Source organism: Arthrobacter sp. LFS091 (assembly GCF_047977885.1).
Lineage (GTDB): Bacteria > Actinomycetota > Actinomycetes > Actinomycetales > Micrococcaceae > Arthrobacter.
In genome coordinates, this window is sequence record NZ_JBFPFP010000003.1 from 406,240 (window position 1) to 424,733 (window position 18,494).

Genomic DNA, 18,494 nt, shown 5'->3' on the forward strand with positions numbered 1-18,494 from the left:
ATCCCCAGCTGGTGGCGGGACCGTGGCGGACCGTGGCGCGGGTGCTGACGGAAGTCTTCCAACCCCCGGTCGTTGTCCTGGTACTTCTGCTGATCAGTCCAGCGGTGGAGCCCGGCTTCCCCGGGACCATATGGTTTGGCCTGCTCGGGGCTTTCTTCGTGTGTGTCCTGCCGCTGGCCTATGTTCTGGTGATGGTCAAGCTGGGCCGGATCACCGACCACCACGTCAGCGACCGGCGTCAACGACCTGCCCTGCTGCTGATGGCCTTGGTATCGGTCGTTGCGGGCCTGGTCGTGCTCCAGCTCCTGAACGGTCCGGCCAGTGTTTCCGTGATGATCATTTCACTGATCGGCGGCATCGCAGTTTTGGCGGTGGTCAGCGCTTTTTGGAAGATGAGCGGGCACGCCTCAGCCTTGTCGGCCGCGGTCGTTATCGCCATCCTGATGTTCGGACCAGCGTGGCTGCCGCTTCTCCTGCTGGTACCGGCAGTGGGGTGGTCCCGTTTGGTGTTGCGTGCGCACACGTTGGCGCAGGTCGTTGTGGGTTCTCTGTTTGGTGCCGTTGTTATTGCGGGCCTGTGGTGGCTGTTGCGTGGGTTGATGCTTTAGTCGACCGACTCCCGGGTCACCGCCTTGCCGTTCCTGATGACGGCCAGCGGAGAAGGCCGGTCAACAACCAATTCGGGGATGGATTCTGCAGGGAACTCGAGTCGGTCTGCGGATCCGGTTCCGGTAAATTCCTTGATGGCAGGCGTATCCAACAGCTCCGCCCCGGACGTGGTGGCAATCCGGAAGCACCGCTCCAAATCGGAGTCGGTCAAGGCTCCTGTCCGGTAGCCCAGCAGATGCATCCGGTCCACCATGCTGCCCGTGCCAAACGGTGACCACGCATCCCGTACTCCGTCCGACCCGAGCGCAACCCTGACGCCATGGTGCTCCAGCACATCAAGGACAGGCACGGGGTCGGCCCCGAGGGCGCACGTCGCCATCCACATTCCGGCCTCAGCCATCACATCCAAGGTAGCCCCGAGCTCCGGCTGGTTGCTGTCGCAGAGGGCAAAGGCGTGCCCCACCGTGACTTGACCCTGCATGCCCTCCGCCATGGTCCGCTGTGCAATGAGCCGCAGCTGGGCCAAACCTGCAGCTCCTGTGTCGTGCAGGTGGATGTCCACGTCCCTGCTGTGCCTTCCCGCCAGGCCGAAGACAGCATCCAGATGACCGTGGACGTCGCCGTCGAGTGATTCCGGGTCGATGCCGCCTACTATGTCGGCCCCTTCTCCCAGCGAAGCCTCCATGAGTTCCACAGTGCCGGGATTGCTCAGTAAACCGAACTGAGGGAACGCGACGATCTGTACATCCATGACTGACGACAGCCGGTCCGCTGCTGCCCTGACGCCATGGATGTTCTTCAGGCCAATCTGCGAACCGACGTCAACGTGAGCCCGCATGGCCATTGTCCCGTTGAGTACGGCTTGCCGCATCAAGGCGAAGGCGCGTTCCTCCACGCTGTCCCCGGCAGCAAGCTGTGCTTGCAGGTCATTGCGGATCAGGGTTGCCAGATCGTTCGCCGGTTGACGGGATAACCAGCCCGATCCCCAGGCAGTTTTGTCGGGGTGAATGTGTGCGTCGACAAACCCCGGCGTGGCCAGGAGGGGACCGCCGGTGGAACGGGCAGGCGACTCCGATTGAAGAGAAAGTGTGTTCATGGGACTCCTGTCGGTTGAATCCATGATGGTATACCGAAAGCTCCCAAATAAACACGTTGGCAGTCAACACCGGCATATTTCCGCGCTTGATGGCCGTGGCTGCTCCCGTTTTGCGCCCTCCGTGAGATTTGGCATACCAAAACCTGTACAAGTCGAGGCTGGGCGCCTACTCTAATGAACAACATTCATTTATGTGGCGCGGATCGCATCGAGGAGAGCGCCATGAACACCAAACCTAAGCCTGCAGCGGAAGGGTCCTCCGGGGGACCGACGCTCAAGCGTGTCCTGGGGCTGCCATCTTTGGTGGCCTTTGGCCTGACGTCCATGGGGATACTGTCCGTCGTGGCGGTTTACGGGGCCGGAACCGAGATCAGCGACGGGCACTTGCCCGCAGCGTACCTCGCGGCGTTGGTTGCCATGTTGTTCACTGCCCATAGTTACGGCCAGATGGCCCGTCACGTCCCCGTCACCGGAGGGGCGTATGCGTACGCTTCGCGGGCGTTTGGCCACCCTGTGGGGTTCTTGGTGGGTTGGGCGATGATGCTGGATTACCTGTTTCTGCCAATGGTGAATTTCCTGCTATTCGGCCTCTACCTCAACAGCCTGTTGCCCGGTATACCCCCTCAGCTCGCCGTCCTGCTCTGCCTTCTGGCGGTGGGCCTCTTTAGCGTGATCGGAGTCGGCTGGATCAAGAGGATGAACTTCGTGGTGGTGTCCGCTTCCGTTGCGGTGATCCTGGTCTTCGTTGTCCTGGCGATCCTGAATGCGCCGAAGTTATCGCTGGAAAGCGTGGTTCGTCCCCTTAGCCTTGGCGACGGCGGGATAGCGCCGGTCATGGCGGCGGCAGCAATTGTGGCTTTTGCCTTCCTCGGCTTCGATGGCGTGTCCACTTTGTCTGAAGAAGCCCGGAACCCCAGGAGGGATATTCCTCGGGGCATCATCCTCTCCACGCTCTTCGCTGGCCTGGGCTACACCCTGTTTTCCGTGGCCGGCAGCCATATCGCACCGGAGTGGCGGACGATTCAGAACCTGGATGCCGCGGGAACTGAACTCATGCAGGCTGCCGGCGGGGATGTGCTGATGGTTGTGTTCGTGGTGGTGAATCTCGGCGGCCTGGTCCTGTGTGGAACTGCGGCCCAGATGAGCGTCTCCCGTGTCATCTATGCCATGGGAAGGGACCGGATCCTGCCCTCCGTCCTTGCCCGGCTCCAGCCGCGTTTCCGCACTCCGTATGTTGCTGCTTTGGCGGTTTCGGCCGTCTCGCTGGTTGCCCTCTTCATCACTTTGGAGCAGGCCGTGTTCATGATCAACTTCGGGGCACTGATTGCTTTCGCAGTGGTGAACCTGGCAACCATCAAGGTGCTGTTCTTTGACCTGCGGAAGCGGGGAGGCGTGGGGATCCTGCGGAATTTGGTGCTGCCGCTGCTGGGGTTCGCCTCCATTGCCTGGCTGTGGACATCGCTTGCCTGGTTTACATACCTGCTGGGCGCGGCCTGGCTTGCCGTGGGAGTGGTTGTGCTGGTGCTTCGCCGCAGCAAGGCCGGGAATCAGATGGCACTGGACTTCGACGACGCCATCACCAGCGATGCCATTGCCGACGACGCCATCACCAGCCACGCCGTCACCGACGGCGACCCCACTCCCGCCAGCGGCGAAACTGGCGGCAGCACGCCGTCGCAGTCGGCCGAGGGCGCAGGAATCCGCTAGAACGCCGGGTAGTTGACCAGCAAGGCCTGGAGTTCCGTAGTGGACATGTGGTTCGCCATTTCCACGCTGATGCCCATGGCGACGGCGGCGACGGTGAGCATGGCCACGCATGCCACAGACAGGAAGCGCCAGTCCTTGCGGAAAACGCTACGAATGGTCTCCGGCATTTCCAGGCTGGGCGAGATCATGTTGGGCGCGCTGTCCCAGGAGCCGTCGTCCAGCATCGCGATGATGCGGTCGTTGGCGCGGTCGAAGCGCATGGTGCTGATGTTGTTGCCGTGGCGGGCAAGCAGGATGTCATGTCCCACGCGTTGGCGCGGCTGCAAGGTAAGCAAGAAAAATCCCCTGAAAATCGAGAAGTGAAGGTGGCACGCGCCATTGGGGGCATCTCGATTTTATAACGGTTCAGTCAGCTGCCAGGCCGAAAAGACGCCAAACGCCGGGTGAGGCTCCCCACCCGGCGGCGTGATCCAGCTCGCTTACGGCTGGTCAGTCTTGGCGATGTAGACATCGCAGGGCGCCGTGTGGGCGACAGTGTTGGCGACGCTTCCCAGCACCCGGCCCAAGCCCTGCATGCGACGGTTTCCGACGACGATCAACCGGGCGTCCTGCATCTCGGCTTCCTTGACGAGTGCCTCGCCCGGCTTGCCGCGGGCGGCTGAATAAGTCACTTCAAGGCGTTCGTCCTTGAGCCGCTCTGCTACGTCGCGGGCTACAGCCTCAGCTTCGGCGGCGTCGGAAACGATCCACCTGTCGGTGCCGATCTCCACAACTTCTGTCCGGTTGCTGTCGAAGGCGCTCACGACGCGCAGGCTCGCCCCCAAGCCGATGGCCAATTGCTGGGCTGCCTGGGCCGCCCTCATTGCCGTTTCGCTGCCGTCTACTCCTACAATCACAACTCCGGTCATTGTGCTGCTCCTTCAGTGGTGGCTTCGATGGCTTCCGCCAGGACGGGGGCCAGGCGGCGGACGCCTTCGGCTATCGTATCCGGAGGCACGGCGCTGAAGGCGAGCCGAAGCTTGTTGGATGGTCCGTCGGCGGGTGAGAAGGCTGCGCCGGGGATGAAGACAACGCCGGCGTCGATCGCTTTGCCCAGCAGCGGGTAGGTGTCCACGCCGTCGGGCAGGGTGACCCAAACGAAGAACCCGCCGTCGGGCCGCGTCCATGAGAGTCCGGACGGCATGTAGGTGTCCAGCGCCGACAGCAGGGCCTCGCAGCGTTCTGCGTACAACGACCGGTACGTGTCGATTTGGCCTTTCCAGTCGTAGTCCCGAAGGTAGGCCGAGACGAGCATCTGGTTCAACGGCGGTGGGCACAGTGTTACAGCCTCGGAGGCGAGGTAGAAGCGGCGTTGGAGGTGCGCGGGTACCAGCGCCCAACCGATACGCAGGCCCGGGGCGAAGATCTTGGAGAATGAGCCCAAATAGATGACGTCGTCGGGGTTGGCTGCGCGTATCGGCGCAATCGGATGGCCGTCGAACCGCAGCAGTCCATAGGGGTTGTCCTCAAGAACGATAATATTCGAACTGCGGCATATATCGACGATGCGCTGCCTGCGTGCTTCTGCCAGCGTGATCCCGGAAGGATTGTTGAAGTTGGGGATCGTGTAGAGGAACTTGATGTTCTTGCCCTCTGCCTGGAGCGCCGCGATCCTGGCCTCCAGAAGCTCCGGTACCAGACCGTCGTCGTCCATTTCGATCGGTTCCACCTGCACCTGGTACGCCTCGAAGGTGTTCAGCGCGCCAACGTAGGTGGGGTTCTCAACCAGGACGACGTCGCCGGGGTTGCAAAAGACCTTCGTGGCGACGTCCTGGGCGGACTGGGAGCCTGCAGTGATCACCACGTTCTCGGGTAGTGCATCAGTGATGCCTTCAGCTGCCATGATCTCGCAGATTTGCGCGCGCAGTTCCTCGGTACCCTGGCCGCCACCGTACTGCAGGGCGGTCATGCCTTCTTCTGCGATGATGCGGGCGGCGGTCTGTCCAAGCTGCTCCAAGGGCAGCGATTGCAGGTACGGGTTGCCGCCTGCAAGGGACACAAGCCCGGGCCTCATCGAGATGTCGAAGACATCGCGGACTGCGGACTGCTTAATGTTGGCGGCCCGCGCGGAGAACAGTTCCTCGTGCGGGTGGGCGGCCGTGGCGGCCCGCTCAATGGCGTCGATGGCTTCAGCGGGCAGTGTTGCGCCGGCATCCAATGTTTCGTGGGTCACAGTGAAAGGATACTCCTCGAGGTTGCTAATTAGGCAACATTTGTTTTCGCCTGCCGTGCCATTTTGACGGTCGCGCTTTACGACGCGGACGTGAGGGGCTGGAATGTAGCTATGACAGCACATCGGGCATCCGTGACCAAAGCCGAACACTTCCACAAGCTCCACGACGCAGGCCCCGCGCCCTTGGTGTTGGTGAATGTGTGGGACGCCGCTTCCGCCCGCGTGGTCCAGGAAGCCGGTGCTGCGGCCATTGCCACCTCAAGCTCGGCAGTCTCCTGGAGTTTGGGATATCGGGACGGCGACCACGTGCCGTGGGGGCTGGCGATGGCAGCCCTCGGCCGCGTGGTTGCGGCCACCACGCTGCCCGTGACGGCGGATATAGAGACAGGCTATGGACGTACCGATGACGAGCTCCGGGCAACGGTCCACGCCGTTTTGGATGCCGGTGCCGTTGGCATCAACATCGAAGACTCCGGTGCCGAGCCGCTCACCGACATCAACGAGCAGTCCCGCCGCATCGCCTTGATCCGTGCAACGGCGGACGACCGCGCCATCCCTTTGTTCATCAATGCCCGCACTGACACGTACCTTTCGGGGCGTTTCAACGAGGCCGCCTACGAGGAAACCCTGCGCCGCGCCGAGACCTACCTGACCGCCGGGGCGGACGGAATTTTTGTCCCCGGAGTCGTGGATTTGCATGTTCTGCACCAGCTTTCCAGCCGGATTCCGGCGCCCCTCAACGCGCTGGCAGGGGTCGGGGCGCCGTCGCCTTTGGAATTGCACGACGCCGGCGTCCGCCGTGTCAGTATTGGCGGCAACACCGCCAAGGCGGCGTACGCCAAGGTGGCCAAGGTCGCCACGGAAATTCTGGGTGACGGAAACTGGGCCGGCCTGGCAGGGACGCGCAGCCACGACCAAATGGACGCGTTGTTCGCGGAGGGCCCCAAGTACAGCCTGTAGTTCCGGTAGGGCAGTTGGGGCACGACGGCGGCCCCTGGCTTTAATGTCGGTCCTCGCCGGTAGCTTTGGTTCCGTGGAGGACGAGGGGAGGGTCCATGGCGCGACGCAGCGTGCAGTTCTGGCGGATCGAGCAACTGAATGGTGACGAGCTCAACCGGCCGTTTCCCGCCCGGCGGGTTGCCGAGGTCTTGAAGAATGCCCAGGACGCCGGGACTGACAGGCACTTCACCAGTGCGGATGGCACGGTGTTGCTTGCCCAGGCGGCGTCGATGGCACCCCATCCCGTCCTTCTCCTGGACCGGGTCCGCGACACCAACCTGCCGAGCGTGGGTGACGTGCTGGGGCGCCGCAAACCGCTTCCCCTGGCACCAGGCGACCACCTTTTGGAGACCACATATTTCGCATTCCTCAAACGGAATGTCATCGCAGTCCTGACCAGTGGCAACGGTCCGCGGGCGTCCCGGATGGCCGAGTACCTGGAGGGCATGCTGGGGTTGGAACCCGGCCTTGTCCCGGTGGTCAGGGAGGATATCGAGGAAATCCTTGCCCGGCTGGAGGTGAGCCGGTTCGAGTTTGCCCTTCCCGCGGAACGGTTGTCCGGAAAGCTCATGGAAGGTGAATGGGCTGAGGTGCTGGACAGCGCCTCGCGCCTCATGAATGAGGGCACGTTCCGGATTTCCCTGAGCGTCGGCAGGTCAGGCAAGGCTGAGGATAAGCAGAGGATCCGCGACCGCATTCAGCAACTGATCGACCTCTTCCGCAGGGCTGGATCAGTGGAGCACTTCGATTATGTGGTGGCTGAGGGCAAGGATTCGCTGACGGGAGACCGGGAAGTGGTGGACCTCTTGAAGGAAAGGTTCATCTCGCATGTCGAGGTGGACCCGGATGTGTTCAACGATCCCCAAAAGTCGGTGGCGGAAGCTATCGCCATCCTCAACAAGCAGGCACGGGACAACGAGCCGTTCTTCGCAAGGACGTTGCCTGACCTCAAAGGGCCGGCGGACGCAGGCCTCGTCCCTGACCTTGTCAGTGGGGGCCTGTCGGCGATGCGGGCTGCCCTCGCCGACGCCGAAAGCCCGGACGCCGAGGAAGAGGCGGGCGGTGCCGGCCATGAGCTTGTTCGGGGTTGAGGTGGAGTCAACCGGTCCTCGGCGAACCGCCTGGCGATGGTTTCTGTTGCATCCCATGGCCGACTATCTTTGGGCGGCCGGGGCGGTGTCGCTGTGGTTGGGCGTAGCCCTGACCGCGGCTCACCCGCTGATGCTGGAAGATGTCGACGCCGGTGCGCGCCGGGCACTGTTCCAAACCCTGGCCACCTTGGCGGGTGCGACGGCGGGCCTGACGCTCACCAGTGTTTCCATGCTGATCAACGTGCTTGGCAAGAAGTCCGCCCCGGGGCAACGGGAGCTGCCCCTCGAGAGGCTCTCACCCCTTCATCGTCGCCAGATTGGTGAAGTGTTCCTTTTCGCCATTCCCGGACTGGGCCTGTTGGTGGTTGGTGCGCTGGTCACCGTCGTCCTTGAGGGTGATGGGCCCACGGGGCTGTGGATTCCGGAAGCGGTGGTGTTCGTCCTGGCGTTTGCCTCGGTCCTGGCCCTTCTGCGGGTGGCATGGGCACTCCGCCGGGTGTTGGCAATCGCCACTGGCTAGCGCACGCTCAGCGCCTCCGTGAGTGTCCTGCCGTTCACGTAGATCTCAGCTCGCGAAGCCCCGCTGGCCGCGACGGCGGTGTGTGTCAGTTGCGCCTGGATGCGGGGCACGTCGCAGACACCTCCGGGCCGCAGCGCTCCGCTGAGGTTCACCACGACGGTTGAGCCGCTCATATAGCCGGACAGGAAATGCAGCGATGAGCCAGCGAGTGCGTCGTACAGGGCTGCGTCACCGTCCACGGGCAGGCCCCCTTCAAGCAGCCGTCCCAGCGCCACGGACAGCGGGTCGCCTGGGGTGGTTGCTCCACGCACCGGAACCAGGCTGTCGTTGCAGCCGAACCGCACGCCGTGGGCGCCGCCGTCGTTTATTGCAACGTAGTAGACCGCGGGACCCGCAGCGTCGACGTCGTCCGGCACGCGGGGGGTGCGGTTCGAGGGGAGGGGGACCGGCGGTGGGGTCGCCGGGTCGGTGGAAGGCGCGACGGCGGAGCCCGGCCCGGTCGCGGCCGGCGCGGGAGTGTTGGCGGCAGGAGTGGGTGACGGGGGAGTGGCGGTGACCGGGCTGGCAGGAGCTAGCGAGGCTGATGGGATGGCAACTGAAGGCATGGCGGGCACCGACGAAAATGACGGGCCCGGCGAGGCAGGGGCCGCAGGACTGACCGGCCGGGGAGGTGGTGTCACGGAAACTGTGGGCAGCGGCTCGGCGCTTTGCTGAGGGAGGGTGCCGGGACCCGTCGTGCAGCCAGCCACCCACAGGGCCAGCGCCACGCAGGCAGCCGCGATCGTCGTCGTACCTTTGAGTCCCCGTCCGGCATGCATGACAGCCCCGCGCTCCTGTCCGTCCACCTGTACATCCAACGTTAGGGCCGCAGGCCGCACCGCAACATGCCGTAACGGTGACGGTTCGGACAAGAGTTGATCACGCCTGCCGGGTCGTGGGCAGGTGGCCAGGTACGCAAATGCCCCCACGCCACAAGCTGCGGCGCGGGGGCATTGAAAGCGGAAAGACTAAGCGGCTGCTTCTTCGTCCTGGGCAGCTGTCAGGGGCTCGAAGATGCCCTTGATCTGCTCAACGATCTCGGCGTCGTCCTTGGGGTGGAGTTCCGCGAAGCGGATCATGGAACCCGGCACGGCGAGCTTGACGTCTTCGAGGACCTTGGCACCGGCGATGCCGACAGCCTTGCGGGCCTCGTCCTGCGCCCACACGCCACCGTACTGGCCAAAAGCGGTTCCGACGACGGCGGTCGGCTTGCCGGAGAGGGCACCGGCGCCGAACGGGCGGGACAGCCAGTCAATGGCGTTCTTCAGGGAAGCGGGAACGGTGCCGTTGTGCTCGGGGGTGACCAGCAGGATGGTGTCGGCGTCGGCTGCCGCTGCGCGCAGGGCGGCGGCTTCGGCGGGGACCTGGCCTTCGACGTCGATGTCTTCGTTGTAGAAGGGGATGTTGCCCAAGGAGTCGTGGATCTGGACGTCCACGTTCTCCGGTGCGTTCAGCTGGATGGCCTCGGCGAGCTTCTTGTTGTGGGAATCGGCGCGGAGGCTGCCGACGAGGGTAAGAACGGTGCTCTTGGACATGGTGTCTCCTTTGGGAAGCGATGTAAGCGTTGGTGCCTTCATCGATACTAAACGGACCGCAGTCCGCTTTCTATTCCCGGGTCTAGAATATTTCTTGTGAGCTTCGTCCCCCTGCAGCCGGACCTGCCTCTCGGTTCACCGCATGAGCGCAGCGATGCCGCACGGAACCGTGAGCGGCTCCTCTGTGCTGCACGCGAGTTGGTGGACGAGTTCGGGGCTGAGGCATTAACCATGGATGCCCTGGCGTGCAAGGCGAAGGTTGGCAAAGGGACGGTCTTCCGCCGCTTCGGCAGTCGCGCGGGCCTCATGATGACCCTGCTGAGCGATGCGGAGTCCGACTTCCAGCGGGCTTTCATGTTCGGGCCGCCGCCCTTGGGCCCCGGAGCCTCGCCAGCGGAGCGACTGACGGCATTCGGTGAGGGCCGCATCTACTTCGTTCTCGAAAACGGCGAACTTCTGAAGGCGGCTGGTGCTGCCACCCGGAACAGGTTCGACGTCCCCGCGACGAAGCTCTCGCATCGGCATATGGAGGTCCTGCTGCGCGAAGCCGGTATCGCCGACCCCTGGGTCATGGCCATGTCCCTGACCTATGCCTTGGACCCTGAGCGAATTGTCGATGACGTGCGGGTGCGTGGCATTTCCCCCAAGCGGCTCACCGATTCGTGGCGCGATGTCGTGGCCCGCTTGATGCGCCCTGCCTAAAGCGCCCTGCCTAATGCGCCCTGCCTAAAGCGTCCTGCCTTGTAGCCGGCATCGCGGCGCCGCAAAGAAACACTAACGGTCCAATTCGTGACGCAGCCTGTACATAACAATCTGGCAGCAGGCGGGAAACTGGCCCCGCCGAAGCAAAACGTGAAGCAGTTATTGTGGTAGTTTCCTCTTGAATGTGACGCATGCCATACATGGCTGGTGATCACTGAAGGGGTGTGGGGGCTCAACAAACCACTACGCCAATTCGTAGCTGACGCCGGCCACAGCCGGGAACCGCGGAAGGACGAGCTTTGAGTTTTGCCACGATTCGGGGCAGCAACCCGACATGCTGAAATATCTGATGAAGCGGTCGGGAATCTACCTGATCATGATCTTCCTGACCACAAGCGCCGGCTACTTCCTGGCCGTCTCGTCGCTTAAACCAGCGGTCCTCGAGCAGGAAAAGATTCCCCGGCCCACCCCCGAACAGGTGGCAGCATCCTTCAGGGGTCTCGGCCTTGACCCCGACAAGAATGCGTGGGAACGCTACGTCGAATGGCTCGGCGGCATCGTCACCAGGTGGGACTGGGGACGAAGCCCGAACGGCGCATACGTTAACGCCGAATTCGCGGATCGCGTGCTGGTTTCCACCCGGCTCTTCATTGCCTCGATCATCCTGACGCTGATCATCGGCGTCGCACTTGGCGTCTACTCCGCAGCACGCCAGTACAAATTCCAGGACCGTGTCATCACGTCCTACAGCTATCTGGTCCACATTCTCCCGGCGCCCATCGCTTACTTCCTGGTCCAGCTTGGTGCCATCAGCATCAACGAAACCGTTGGGCAGCGCATCTTCTTCGTGACGGGAATTTCGACGCCGGGAATCGACCCCGGTTGGCCCGCTTTCGTTGACCTTGTGGCCCACTACGCCGTGCCCACCTTCGCGATGACCATCTTCGGTTGGGCCGGCTACCAGATCGCCCAGCGGCAATACCTGCTGGACAACGTCAACGCCGACTTCGTCCGCACCGCCCGCGCCAAAGGCCTCACCCGTAACCAGGCCATCACCCGCCACGCCCTGCGTGTCTCCTTCATTCCCGTGGCTCAGAGCATCGCGTTCACCATCCCGGCGATCTTCACCGGCGGCTTCTTCGCCGAAGCCATCTTCGCGTGGCCAGGCATTGGTTTGTGGAGCATCCAGTCGATCGGTCTGCAGGACGTGAACGTAGCCACAGCCACGTTGGCTTACGGCTCGGTGATCTTCGCGATCGGCGCTATCCTGGCCGACTTCGCCACAACGCTGGTTGATCCACGAGTGAGGGTCCAGTAATGACGAACATCATCGATCCCATCGCGGAAATCGACGAGTCCCGGGTTGCCGACCAGGACGTCGTCATTGGGAAATCCCGCATCATTTTCCGCCGGTTCATGCGGAACCGGACCGCCGTCGCAGGTTTGTTCATTTTTCTGGCACTGTTCCTGTTTTCCATTTTTGGCGGGTTCCTGACCCCGTGGGACAAGGAAACCCTGGATCCGTTCAACATCGGGATGCCGCCGTCCCCGGACCACCTGCTCGGTACGACGCAGGCCGGCATCGACCTCATGGCGCTGATCGTTGATGGCACCAGGACCTCCATCCTCATTGGCCTGATTGTGGGTGGTCTGTCCGTCCTGATCTCCGCCGTGTATGGATGCACCATGGCTTTCTTTGGCGGCAAGGTGGATGCCACCATGCTGTTCATCCTGGAAGCACTCATCATGATGCCCGCCATCCTGGTGGTTGCCGTGGCGACCAGTGGCAGCGGAGGACTCAAGAACCTCCCCAGTTGGCTTCTGCTGGTGATCGTCCTGCTCTTCTTCAGCTGGATGGGTACTGCCCGCCTGGTGCGCTCGCTGTCCATGTCGCTCATGCAACGCGACTACGTCAAAGCCGCCAAGTACATGGGCGTCCCCTCCCGCCGCATTGTGTGGCGGCACCTGGTTCCGAACATCGGCTCGCTGCTGGTGCTGGACTTCACCCGCGGCATCACCGGCGCCATTTTGGCTGAAGTGGCGTTCTCGTTCATCGGCATCGGCATCAAGCTCCCCGACGTCAGCCTCGGTGTCCTGATCGGCCAGGCCACAGGCCAGGTCTCGTCGTTCCCCTGGATGTTCTGGGTTCCCTTGACCGTCATGTTCCTGCTGACAGGCTCTCTGGCCATGATGAACGACGGACTCCGTGACGCTTTCGATCCCAGCTCCAGTTCCATTGGCCGGGCGAAGACCAAGACTGCGAAGAAGATCACCAAATGAGCACGAACATCTCCCAGAACCCCGCCGAACGCCTCCGCGATGCCGGACTGTACGCTCCGGGTGACGCCGTCCTCAGCGTCCGTGACCTCAACGTCCGCTTCAACTCGGAGAACGGGGTGGTCCACGCGGTCCGCGGCGTGGACTTCGACCTCATGCCCGGCAAAACCCTGGGCATCGTGGGTGAGTCCGGCTCCGGCAAGTCCGTCACGTCCATGGCCATCATGGGGCTCCTCCCCGAGACCGCGGACATCACCGGTTCCGTCCGGTACAAGGGCAAGGAACTGCTGGGCCTGAGCGATAAGGCCATGTGCAAGCACCGCGGCAGCGACATCGCCATGGTCTTCCAGGACCCGCTGTCCTCGCTGACCCCCGTCTACACGGTGGGCCACCAGATCATCGAGGCGCTCACGGTCCACAATCCCACCATGACCAAGCAGGCAAAAGAAGCCCGCGCCGTCGACCTCTTGCGGATGGTGGGCATCCCCAGCCCGAAGGACCGGCTCAAGGCGTTCCCGCACGAGTTCTCCGGCGGCATGCGCCAGCGCGTCATGATCGCCATCGCGATTGCCAACGACCCCCGCGTCCTCATCGCCGATGAACCCACGACGGCGTTGGACGTCACCATCCAGGCGCAGGTGCTCGAAGTCCTGCACACCGCGCAAGAGGAAACCGGCGCCGCCGTCGTCATGATCACGCACGACCTCGGCGTCGTGGCCGGCATGGCGGACGACATCATGGTGATGTACGCGGGCAAGCCCGTGGAAACCGGCACCGTCGAGGACATCTACTACAACCCGCGCATGCCCTACACGCTGGGCCTGCTGGGAGCCGTGCCACGCGTGGACTCCTCGGACAAGCAATCGCTGGTGCCCATCGAAGGGACGCCGCCCAACCTGGCGCAGCCCGTCATCGGATGCTCTTTCGCGGCCCGCTGCCCGATGGTCAGCGACGCCTGCCTGCACGGCGAACCGGAGCTGCTCGCGGTACCGGGTGTGCAGGGGCAGACACTTGGACACAAGGCAGCCTGCATCAAGGCCGATGAACTTTCCGGCGACGCCGATGCGCACAAGATCTTCCAGGCACCGCCCAAGCCCGTTTCAAAGTTCGACGGCGTAGCGCGCCTTGAGCGCGCAAAGGTCCTGGAACTCAAGGACGTGAAGAAGCACTTCCCGCTGCTCAAGGGTGCACTCATCAAGAAGCGCATTGGCACGGTCAAGGCCGTTGACGGGCTGAGCTTCGACATCCGCGAGGGCGAGTGCGTCTCGATCGTGGGCGAGTCCGGCTGCGGTAAGACCACCACTTTGCTTGAAATCATGGAGTTCCACCCGGACCAGGTGGGCGAGGTGGTCATTGGAGGCGTCAGCAACAAGGTAGCCACCGACCACAAAACCAAGATGGCCATGCGCAAGGAAATGCAGATGGTGTTCCAGGACCCCACGGGCGCCCTGGATCCGCGCTTCACTGTTTACGAAGTCCTGGCCGAGCCCCTGGAAAACCTGGGGATGCCCAAGGCCGCCATCAGGAAACGCATCATGGAGCTCATGAAGCTGGTGGGCCTGCAGCCGGATCACGTGAACCGCTTCCCCAACCAGTTCTCCGGCGGCCAGCGCCAACGCATCGGCATTGCCCGGGCGCTCGCCGTCAATCCCAAGTTGGTGGTCCTGGACGAGCCGGTCTCTGCTTTGGACGTTTCAGTTCAGGCTGGCGTGATCAACCTGCTGGACAAGCTCCGTGCCGAACTGGGCCTGAGCTACCTCATGGTGGCCCACGACCTCTCTGTGGTCCGGCACATCTCGGACCGTGTGGCCGTGATGTACCTGGGCAAGATCGTGGAAACCGGCCACGTGGACGACGTCTTCGACAACCCTCGCCACCCGTACACACGGGCGCTCCTGTCCGCTATCCCTGTTCCGGACCCGAACCTGGAACGTACCCGCGAGCGCATCATCCTGCAAGGCGACCTGCCCAGTCCGCTTGACGCACCCAAGGGATGTAACTTCGCTACACGTTGCCCGGTGTTCGCCGCGCTTCCCGCAGGGAAGCGGGAGAAGTGCCTTACTCTGGAGCCGCCACTGGCTTCTGAAGGTGCACAGGACTTCGCATGCTTCTACCCGGACGGAGAAATTGATGCCGACATGCTGGTGGTGCATGCCTGACAACACATGACGCATTGACATATATCCCTGGTCTCAACTCGCAAAAATATTCCAAGTCGTAAACATGAAGGGCAAACCATGAAGAAGTACACGACGATCGGTGGCGTAGCACTCGCAGCAGCGCTCATGCTCACCGCTTGCGGCGGGGGAACGCCGTCGGGTCCTGCCTCCCAGAAGGCAGAAGAAAGTGGCGGTGACATCAGTAAGCTGATCAGCGTCAACGCCAAGGAAACGAAGGACCTGGACCAGGGCGGCACGGTCACCCTGGCGACAGGCAGCATCGGCCCAGACTTCAATAACAACTCCAATGTGGGCAACAGCGCAGACACGTCGGCCCTGCTGACTCCGGTCAATCCGGTAGGCATGAGCAGCGGCGGAATCGGTGGTTGCTGGAAGCTGGACTTTGACGGCAAGGCTTCGCCCAACAAGGACTTCTGCGAGGACGTCAAGAGCGAAGTCAAGGACGGCAAGCAGACCATCACCATCAAGGTCAATGACAAGGCAACCTGGAACGACGGTACGCCGATCGACGTCAAGACCTTCCAGAACACCTGGAACATGCTCAAAGGCGAGGACAAGTCCATCGACATCGTCACCGCCGGCGCTTACGCCTTCGTTGATTCCGTCAAGGCTGGTGCCAACGACAAGGAAGTCATCGTCACCACCACTCAGCCCGTCTACCCCCTGGAAAGCCTGTTCTTCGGCCTGATCCACCCCGCGATCAACACCGCCGACATCTTCAACAAGGGCTTCGCCGGCGAGATGCACCCGGAGTGGATGGCCGGTCCGTTCAAGGTGGAGAAGTACGACTCGACGGCGAAGACCGTCACCATGGTTCCCAATGACAAGTGGTGGGGCCAGAAGCCGGTCCTGGACAAGATCATCTGGCGCCAGATGGAACCGAGTGCAACCATCGCGGCGTTCAAGAACGGCGAAATCGACGCAACCAGCGGCCGTACCCTGGGCCGCTACAAGCAGCTCGAAGGCACCAAGGACTCCGACGTCCGCCGCGGCCAGCGCCTCTTCGCCGGCGGCTTGAACCTCAACGCCAAGAAGCCCGCGCTGACTGACGTGGCCGTGCGCAAGGCGATCTTCACCGCCGTCGACCGCAAAGCCATCCGCGACGTCCGTTTCAACGGCTTGAACTGGTCGGAAGAGAGCTCGGGCTCCATGATGCTGATGCCGTTCTCCCAGTACTACCAGGACAACTACCCGGTGAAGGACACCGGCGCCGACGCCGCCAAGAAGGTCCTGACCGATGCCGGCTACACGGCCAACGACAAGGGCATCATGGCGAAGGATGGTGTTCCTGTTGCTTTCAAGATCACCAACTTCGGCGATGACCCCACTACCGCTGCAACTTCACAAACCCTGCAGAAGCAGCTCCAGGCTGCCGGCATGGACGTGACCATTGACCAGCGCGGCGACGCCGACTTCGGCAAGGTCATTGGTACCCGCGACTTCGATGTCACCATTTCCGGGTACACCGTTGGTTCGGATGCCACTGATGGTGTGAAGCAGTTCTACGATTCCTCCACGAACGAGAACGGTCTGGGCGACGCCGAGCTGGATGCTGAAATCAAGCGCCTGGCCTCCATTGCCGACGACAAAGAGCGCAACAAGGCAGCCATGGACGTGGAAAAGAAGCACATGGAGAAGTACTTCTCCATGGGTACGGTGCTGAATGGCCCGGAGATCCAGTTCGTGCACAAGGGCCTGGCCAACTACGGCCCGGCCCTGTTCAAGAGCAACTCCAACGTTCCGGACTGGACCACCATCGGTTGGGAAAAGGGCACCAAGAAGTAGCCCGCCCGCTGTAGTTTCCTGAAGGCCGGGAACCACCCCCAACCTGTTGATCGGTTTATCCGGTTCGATCGGTTCGGGGTTGGTTCCCGGCCTTCGCCATACCCCGATCCCTCTCTCACATCCCTCCCGTTTGGGCCGATTCCTCTCTCACCCGGTGAGAGAGGGATCGCGGGAAGGGGCGGTTACGTGAGCGAGGGTCGGTAGCCTAGGGGCATGACTTCCACGCCTATCCGCACAGCCGTTGCCGGTTTCGGGCTCTCCGGCAGTGTTTTCCATGCTCCGTTCATCGCCGCCAGCCCCGCGTATGAGCTCGCCGTCATTGCAACATCGGACGCGGCACGCCAAGCCAAAGCGAAGGACCGGTACCCGCAGGCAAAGATCGTCGACACTCCCGATGGCATCCTGGCCCTCGCGGACCACCTGGACCTCCTGGTTATCGGCACACCTCCCGCAACCCACTACCCGCTCGCCAAAGCGGCGCTGGAAGCCGGCCTCGACGTCGTCGTGGATAAACCGTTCGTGGTCCACAGCAACCAAGGCGAGGAACTGATCCGGCTCACGGCGAAGCTGGGTCGGGTGCTCACTGTCTACCAAAACCGGCGCTGGGACGCCGACGCCCTTACCGTGCAGAAACTGCTCGACGCCGGCACGCTGGGGACGGTGACCCGTTTCGAAGCGGGGATGGAGCGGTGGGCGCCGGCAATCGCGAAGGAATGGAAAGCCAGTGCGACGGCGGAGGACGGGGGCGGGGTGCTGTTCGACCTCGGCACCCATGTGCTGGACCTGGCTTTACGGTTCTTCGGGCCGGCGGAAGTGACTCACGCGGAGATCCGGGCCCGCCGCCCCCAGGAGAGCGCCGACGACGACGTATTCCTGGTCCTCGACCACAGATCGGGAGTGGTCAGCCACGTGACTATCAACCTCAACAGCCAGCTTCCCGGTCCACGCTTCCGGATTCTGGGTACCCGCGGCGGTTTCGTGAAGTTCGGGGCGGACCCGCAGGAACCCTACTTGTCCGAAGGCGGGCTCCCCACCGACCCGGAGTACGGCGTCGAGCCCGCGCAAAACCATGGGACCCTGGCAGTAGACGGCGAGCGCACCACGGTCCCCACCGAACGTGGGGCGTATCCGGAGTTCTACCGGTTGCTGGCGGACAAGATCGACGACGGCGGTACGGCGTCGTCGCGTCCGTTGCCTGTTGATCCGGCTGATTCGGTGGCCGTGCTCAAGCTGATTGAGCAGGCCCGGGGGCTGGTGTGATGTCGGCGCTCGCAACCACCGAGTAGATCGCTTTCAGGTCAGCATTGCCCTCGCGCGGCTGGCAGCTTCCCGTCAGCTGGATGACATCCGCCGCAGCGTTTTGCTCAACCACGGTGACCGCGGTGAACTGCGCCAGGGATCCAGCCTGGGGGTGGGTGTAACGGGCTTCCCGCACGTGCCAATCCCGGCCGTTGATGGTCACCGGCTCTGTACCCAGGAGGACAGCCTCGGGCAAGGAACCCAGGAACTGGTCTACCGATGCGGCAATGTCCTGCAGCCCGTACCCGGGGCGGCGGCGCGAGACGGAGATGACGACGTTCGCGGTGTAATTTCTTTCCACGGCCGGTGCCATCAACGCTCCCACCGCTTCGGGCACAACGTGCTGGGTCCAACCGGCCGGTGGGTTGAGTTTGATGGTGGGGTACGCGGGGAATGCTTCGGACGGGAAAACCTGCTGCGATGTCACGGAGAGCCCTTTCGGA

General features: G+C 63.0%; 18 protein-coding genes. 11 read left to right on the top strand and 7 right to left on the bottom strand.

Going from position 1 to position 18,494, the window contains the following annotated elements; all coding sequences use genetic code 11:
* Nucleotides 1-11: 11 nt before the first annotated feature.
* Nucleotides 12-608 (top strand): phosphatase PAP2 family protein, encoded by a 597-nt coding sequence (locus ACNQOP_RS07620; RefSeq protein ID WP_284986769.1) that lies wholly within the window; start codon nucleotides 12-14, stop codon nucleotides 606-608.
* Here the strand turns inward: ACNQOP_RS07620 and ACNQOP_RS07625 are convergent.
* Nucleotides 605-1,705: an amidohydrolase gene (locus tag ACNQOP_RS07625; protein WP_416403919.1), complete on the bottom strand. Its 1,101-nt coding sequence runs from the start codon at nucleotides 1,703-1,705 to the stop codon at nucleotides 605-607. The genes ACNQOP_RS07620 and ACNQOP_RS07625 overlap by 4 nt on opposite strands.
* Nucleotides 1,706-1,927: 222 nt before the next feature.
* Here ACNQOP_RS07625 and ACNQOP_RS07630 point away from each other — a divergent pair, with 222 nt between their 5' ends.
* Nucleotides 1,928-3,412, top strand: coding sequence for an APC family permease (locus tag ACNQOP_RS07630; protein ID WP_416403921.1), 1,485 nt, complete (start codon nucleotides 1,928-1,930; stop codon nucleotides 3,410-3,412).
* On the opposite strand, the gene ACNQOP_RS07635 is transcribed toward ACNQOP_RS07630, so the two are convergent.
* The 3 genes from ACNQOP_RS07635 to ACNQOP_RS07645 all read right to left on the bottom strand — a co-directional run bounded on the left by ACNQOP_RS07635 (nucleotide 3,409) and on the right by ACNQOP_RS07645 (nucleotide 5,624).
* A complete protein-coding gene (locus tag ACNQOP_RS07635; RefSeq protein WP_235521227.1) occupies nucleotides 3,409-3,720 on the bottom strand; it encodes a hypothetical protein in 312 nt (103 codons plus the stop codon). The genes ACNQOP_RS07630 and ACNQOP_RS07635 overlap by 4 nt on opposite strands.
* 171 nt (nucleotides 3,721-3,891) lie before the next feature.
* Nucleotides 3,892-4,320 carry a universal stress protein gene (locus ACNQOP_RS07640; protein ID WP_235521129.1) on the bottom strand — a complete coding sequence of 143 codons (429 nt, stop codon included), beginning with the start codon at nucleotides 4,318-4,320 and terminating at the stop codon, nucleotides 3,892-3,894.
* Complete coding sequence (locus ACNQOP_RS07645) at nucleotides 4,317-5,624, bottom strand: PLP-dependent aminotransferase family protein (protein WP_416403923.1); 1,308 nt, start codon at nucleotides 5,622-5,624, stop codon at nucleotides 4,317-4,319. Before ACNQOP_RS07645 ends, ACNQOP_RS07640 begins: the two co-directional genes overlap by 4 nt.
* A 111-nt stretch (nucleotides 5,625-5,735) precedes the next feature.
* Between ACNQOP_RS07645 and ACNQOP_RS07650 the strand changes: the two genes are divergently transcribed.
* From ACNQOP_RS07650 to ACNQOP_RS07660, 3 genes are all read left to right on the top strand, one after another.
* The gene (locus ACNQOP_RS07650) at nucleotides 5,736-6,584 is read left to right on the top strand and encodes an isocitrate lyase/PEP mutase family protein (RefSeq protein ID WP_416403925.1); all 849 of its coding nucleotides are present in this window, start codon (nucleotides 5,736-5,738) and stop codon (nucleotides 6,582-6,584) included.
* A 95-nt stretch (nucleotides 6,585-6,679) separates the two neighbouring features.
* Nucleotides 6,680-7,714, top strand: a complete 1,035-nt coding sequence (locus ACNQOP_RS07655; RefSeq protein ID WP_416403927.1) for a hypothetical protein — start codon at nucleotides 6,680-6,682, stop codon at nucleotides 7,712-7,714.
* Between the two features lie 55 nt (nucleotides 7,715-7,769).
* Nucleotides 7,770-8,234, top strand: a complete 465-nt coding sequence (locus ACNQOP_RS07660) for a hypothetical protein (protein ID WP_416403929.1) — start codon at nucleotides 7,770-7,772, stop codon at nucleotides 8,232-8,234.
* Here ACNQOP_RS07660 and ACNQOP_RS07665 read toward each other — a convergent pair.
* Both ACNQOP_RS07665 and ACNQOP_RS07670 read right to left on the bottom strand, forming a co-directional pair.
* The gene (locus tag ACNQOP_RS07665; RefSeq protein ID WP_416403931.1) at nucleotides 8,231-9,079 is read right to left on the bottom strand and encodes a GerMN domain-containing protein; all 849 of its coding nucleotides are present in this window, start codon (nucleotides 9,077-9,079) and stop codon (nucleotides 8,231-8,233) included. The two genes, ACNQOP_RS07660 and ACNQOP_RS07665, sit on opposite strands and share 4 nt — an antisense overlap.
* 162 nt (nucleotides 9,080-9,241) lie before the next feature.
* Nucleotides 9,242-9,808, bottom strand: coding sequence for an NAD(P)H-dependent oxidoreductase (locus ACNQOP_RS07670; protein ID WP_235521117.1), 567 nt, complete (start codon nucleotides 9,806-9,808; stop codon nucleotides 9,242-9,244).
* Nucleotides 9,809-9,904: 96 nt separating this feature from the next.
* Between ACNQOP_RS07670 and ACNQOP_RS07675 the strand changes: the two genes are divergently transcribed.
* The 6 genes from ACNQOP_RS07675 (at nucleotide 9,905) to ACNQOP_RS07700 (ending at nucleotide 18,012) form a co-directional block, all read left to right on the top strand.
* A complete protein-coding gene (locus ACNQOP_RS07675; protein ID WP_235521115.1) occupies nucleotides 9,905-10,510 on the top strand; it encodes a TetR/AcrR family transcriptional regulator in 606 nt (201 codons plus the stop codon).
* Nucleotides 10,511-10,844: 334 nt separating this feature from the next.
* Nucleotides 10,845-11,828, top strand: coding sequence for an ABC transporter permease (locus ACNQOP_RS07680; RefSeq protein ID WP_257370756.1), 984 nt, complete (start codon nucleotides 10,845-10,847; stop codon nucleotides 11,826-11,828).
* Nucleotides 11,828-12,790, top strand: a complete 963-nt coding sequence (locus tag ACNQOP_RS07685; RefSeq protein ID WP_416403934.1) for an ABC transporter permease — start codon at nucleotides 11,828-11,830, stop codon at nucleotides 12,788-12,790. Before ACNQOP_RS07680 ends, ACNQOP_RS07685 begins: the two co-directional genes overlap by 1 nt.
* Complete coding sequence (locus ACNQOP_RS07690; RefSeq protein WP_416403936.1) at nucleotides 12,787-14,946, top strand: dipeptide ABC transporter ATP-binding protein; 2,160 nt, start codon at nucleotides 12,787-12,789, stop codon at nucleotides 14,944-14,946. Before ACNQOP_RS07685 ends, ACNQOP_RS07690 begins: the two co-directional genes overlap by 4 nt.
* 78 nt (nucleotides 14,947-15,024) lie before the next feature.
* Nucleotides 15,025-16,752 carry an ABC transporter family substrate-binding protein gene (locus tag ACNQOP_RS07695; RefSeq protein ID WP_349469244.1) on the top strand — a complete coding sequence of 576 codons (1,728 nt, stop codon included), beginning with the start codon at nucleotides 15,025-15,027 and terminating at the stop codon, nucleotides 16,750-16,752.
* A 213-nt stretch (nucleotides 16,753-16,965) separates the two neighbouring features.
* Nucleotides 16,966-18,012, top strand: a complete 1,047-nt coding sequence (locus tag ACNQOP_RS07700) for a Gfo/Idh/MocA family oxidoreductase (RefSeq protein WP_416403939.1) — start codon at nucleotides 16,966-16,968, stop codon at nucleotides 18,010-18,012.
* Here the strand turns inward: ACNQOP_RS07700 and ACNQOP_RS07705 are convergent.
* Nucleotides 17,978-18,478, bottom strand: a complete 501-nt coding sequence (locus ACNQOP_RS07705; protein ID WP_416403941.1) for a hypothetical protein — start codon at nucleotides 18,476-18,478, stop codon at nucleotides 17,978-17,980. The two genes, ACNQOP_RS07700 and ACNQOP_RS07705, sit on opposite strands and share 35 nt — an antisense overlap.
* Nucleotides 18,479-18,494 lie beyond the last annotated feature (16 nt).

Coding starts and splice junctions, on each gene's coding strand:
- ACNQOP_RS07640 (WP_235521129.1), bottom strand. CDS start 4,320: ATGACCGGAGTTGTGATTGTAGGAGTAGACGGCAGCGAAACGGCAATG.
- ACNQOP_RS07670 (WP_235521117.1), bottom strand. CDS start 9,808: ATGTCCAAGAGCACCGTTCTTACCCTCGTCGGCAGCCTCCGCGCCGAT.
- ACNQOP_RS07690 (WP_416403936.1), top strand. CDS start 12,787: ATGAGCACGAACATCTCCCAGAACCCCGCCGAACGCCTCCGCGATGCC.
- ACNQOP_RS07655 (WP_416403927.1), top strand. CDS start 6,680: ATGGCGCGACGCAGCGTGCAGTTCTGGCGGATCGAGCAACTGAATGGT.
- ACNQOP_RS07660 (WP_416403929.1), top strand. CDS start 7,770: ATGGCCGACTATCTTTGGGCGGCCGGGGCGGTGTCGCTGTGGTTGGGC.
- ACNQOP_RS07680 (WP_257370756.1), top strand. CDS start 10,845: ATGCTGAAATATCTGATGAAGCGGTCGGGAATCTACCTGATCATGATC.
- ACNQOP_RS07695 (WP_349469244.1), top strand. CDS start 15,025: ATGAAGAAGTACACGACGATCGGTGGCGTAGCACTCGCAGCAGCGCTC.
- ACNQOP_RS07700 (WP_416403939.1), top strand. CDS start 16,966: ATGACTTCCACGCCTATCCGCACAGCCGTTGCCGGTTTCGGGCTCTCC.
- ACNQOP_RS07650 (WP_416403925.1), top strand. CDS start 5,736: ATGACAGCACATCGGGCATCCGTGACCAAAGCCGAACACTTCCACAAG.
- ACNQOP_RS07630 (WP_416403921.1), top strand. CDS start 1,928: ATGAACACCAAACCTAAGCCTGCAGCGGAAGGGTCCTCCGGGGGACCG.
- ACNQOP_RS07625 (WP_416403919.1), bottom strand. CDS start 1,705: ATGAACACACTTTCTCTTCAATCGGAGTCGCCTGCCCGTTCCACCGGC.
- ACNQOP_RS07685 (WP_416403934.1), top strand. CDS start 11,828: ATGACGAACATCATCGATCCCATCGCGGAAATCGACGAGTCCCGGGTT.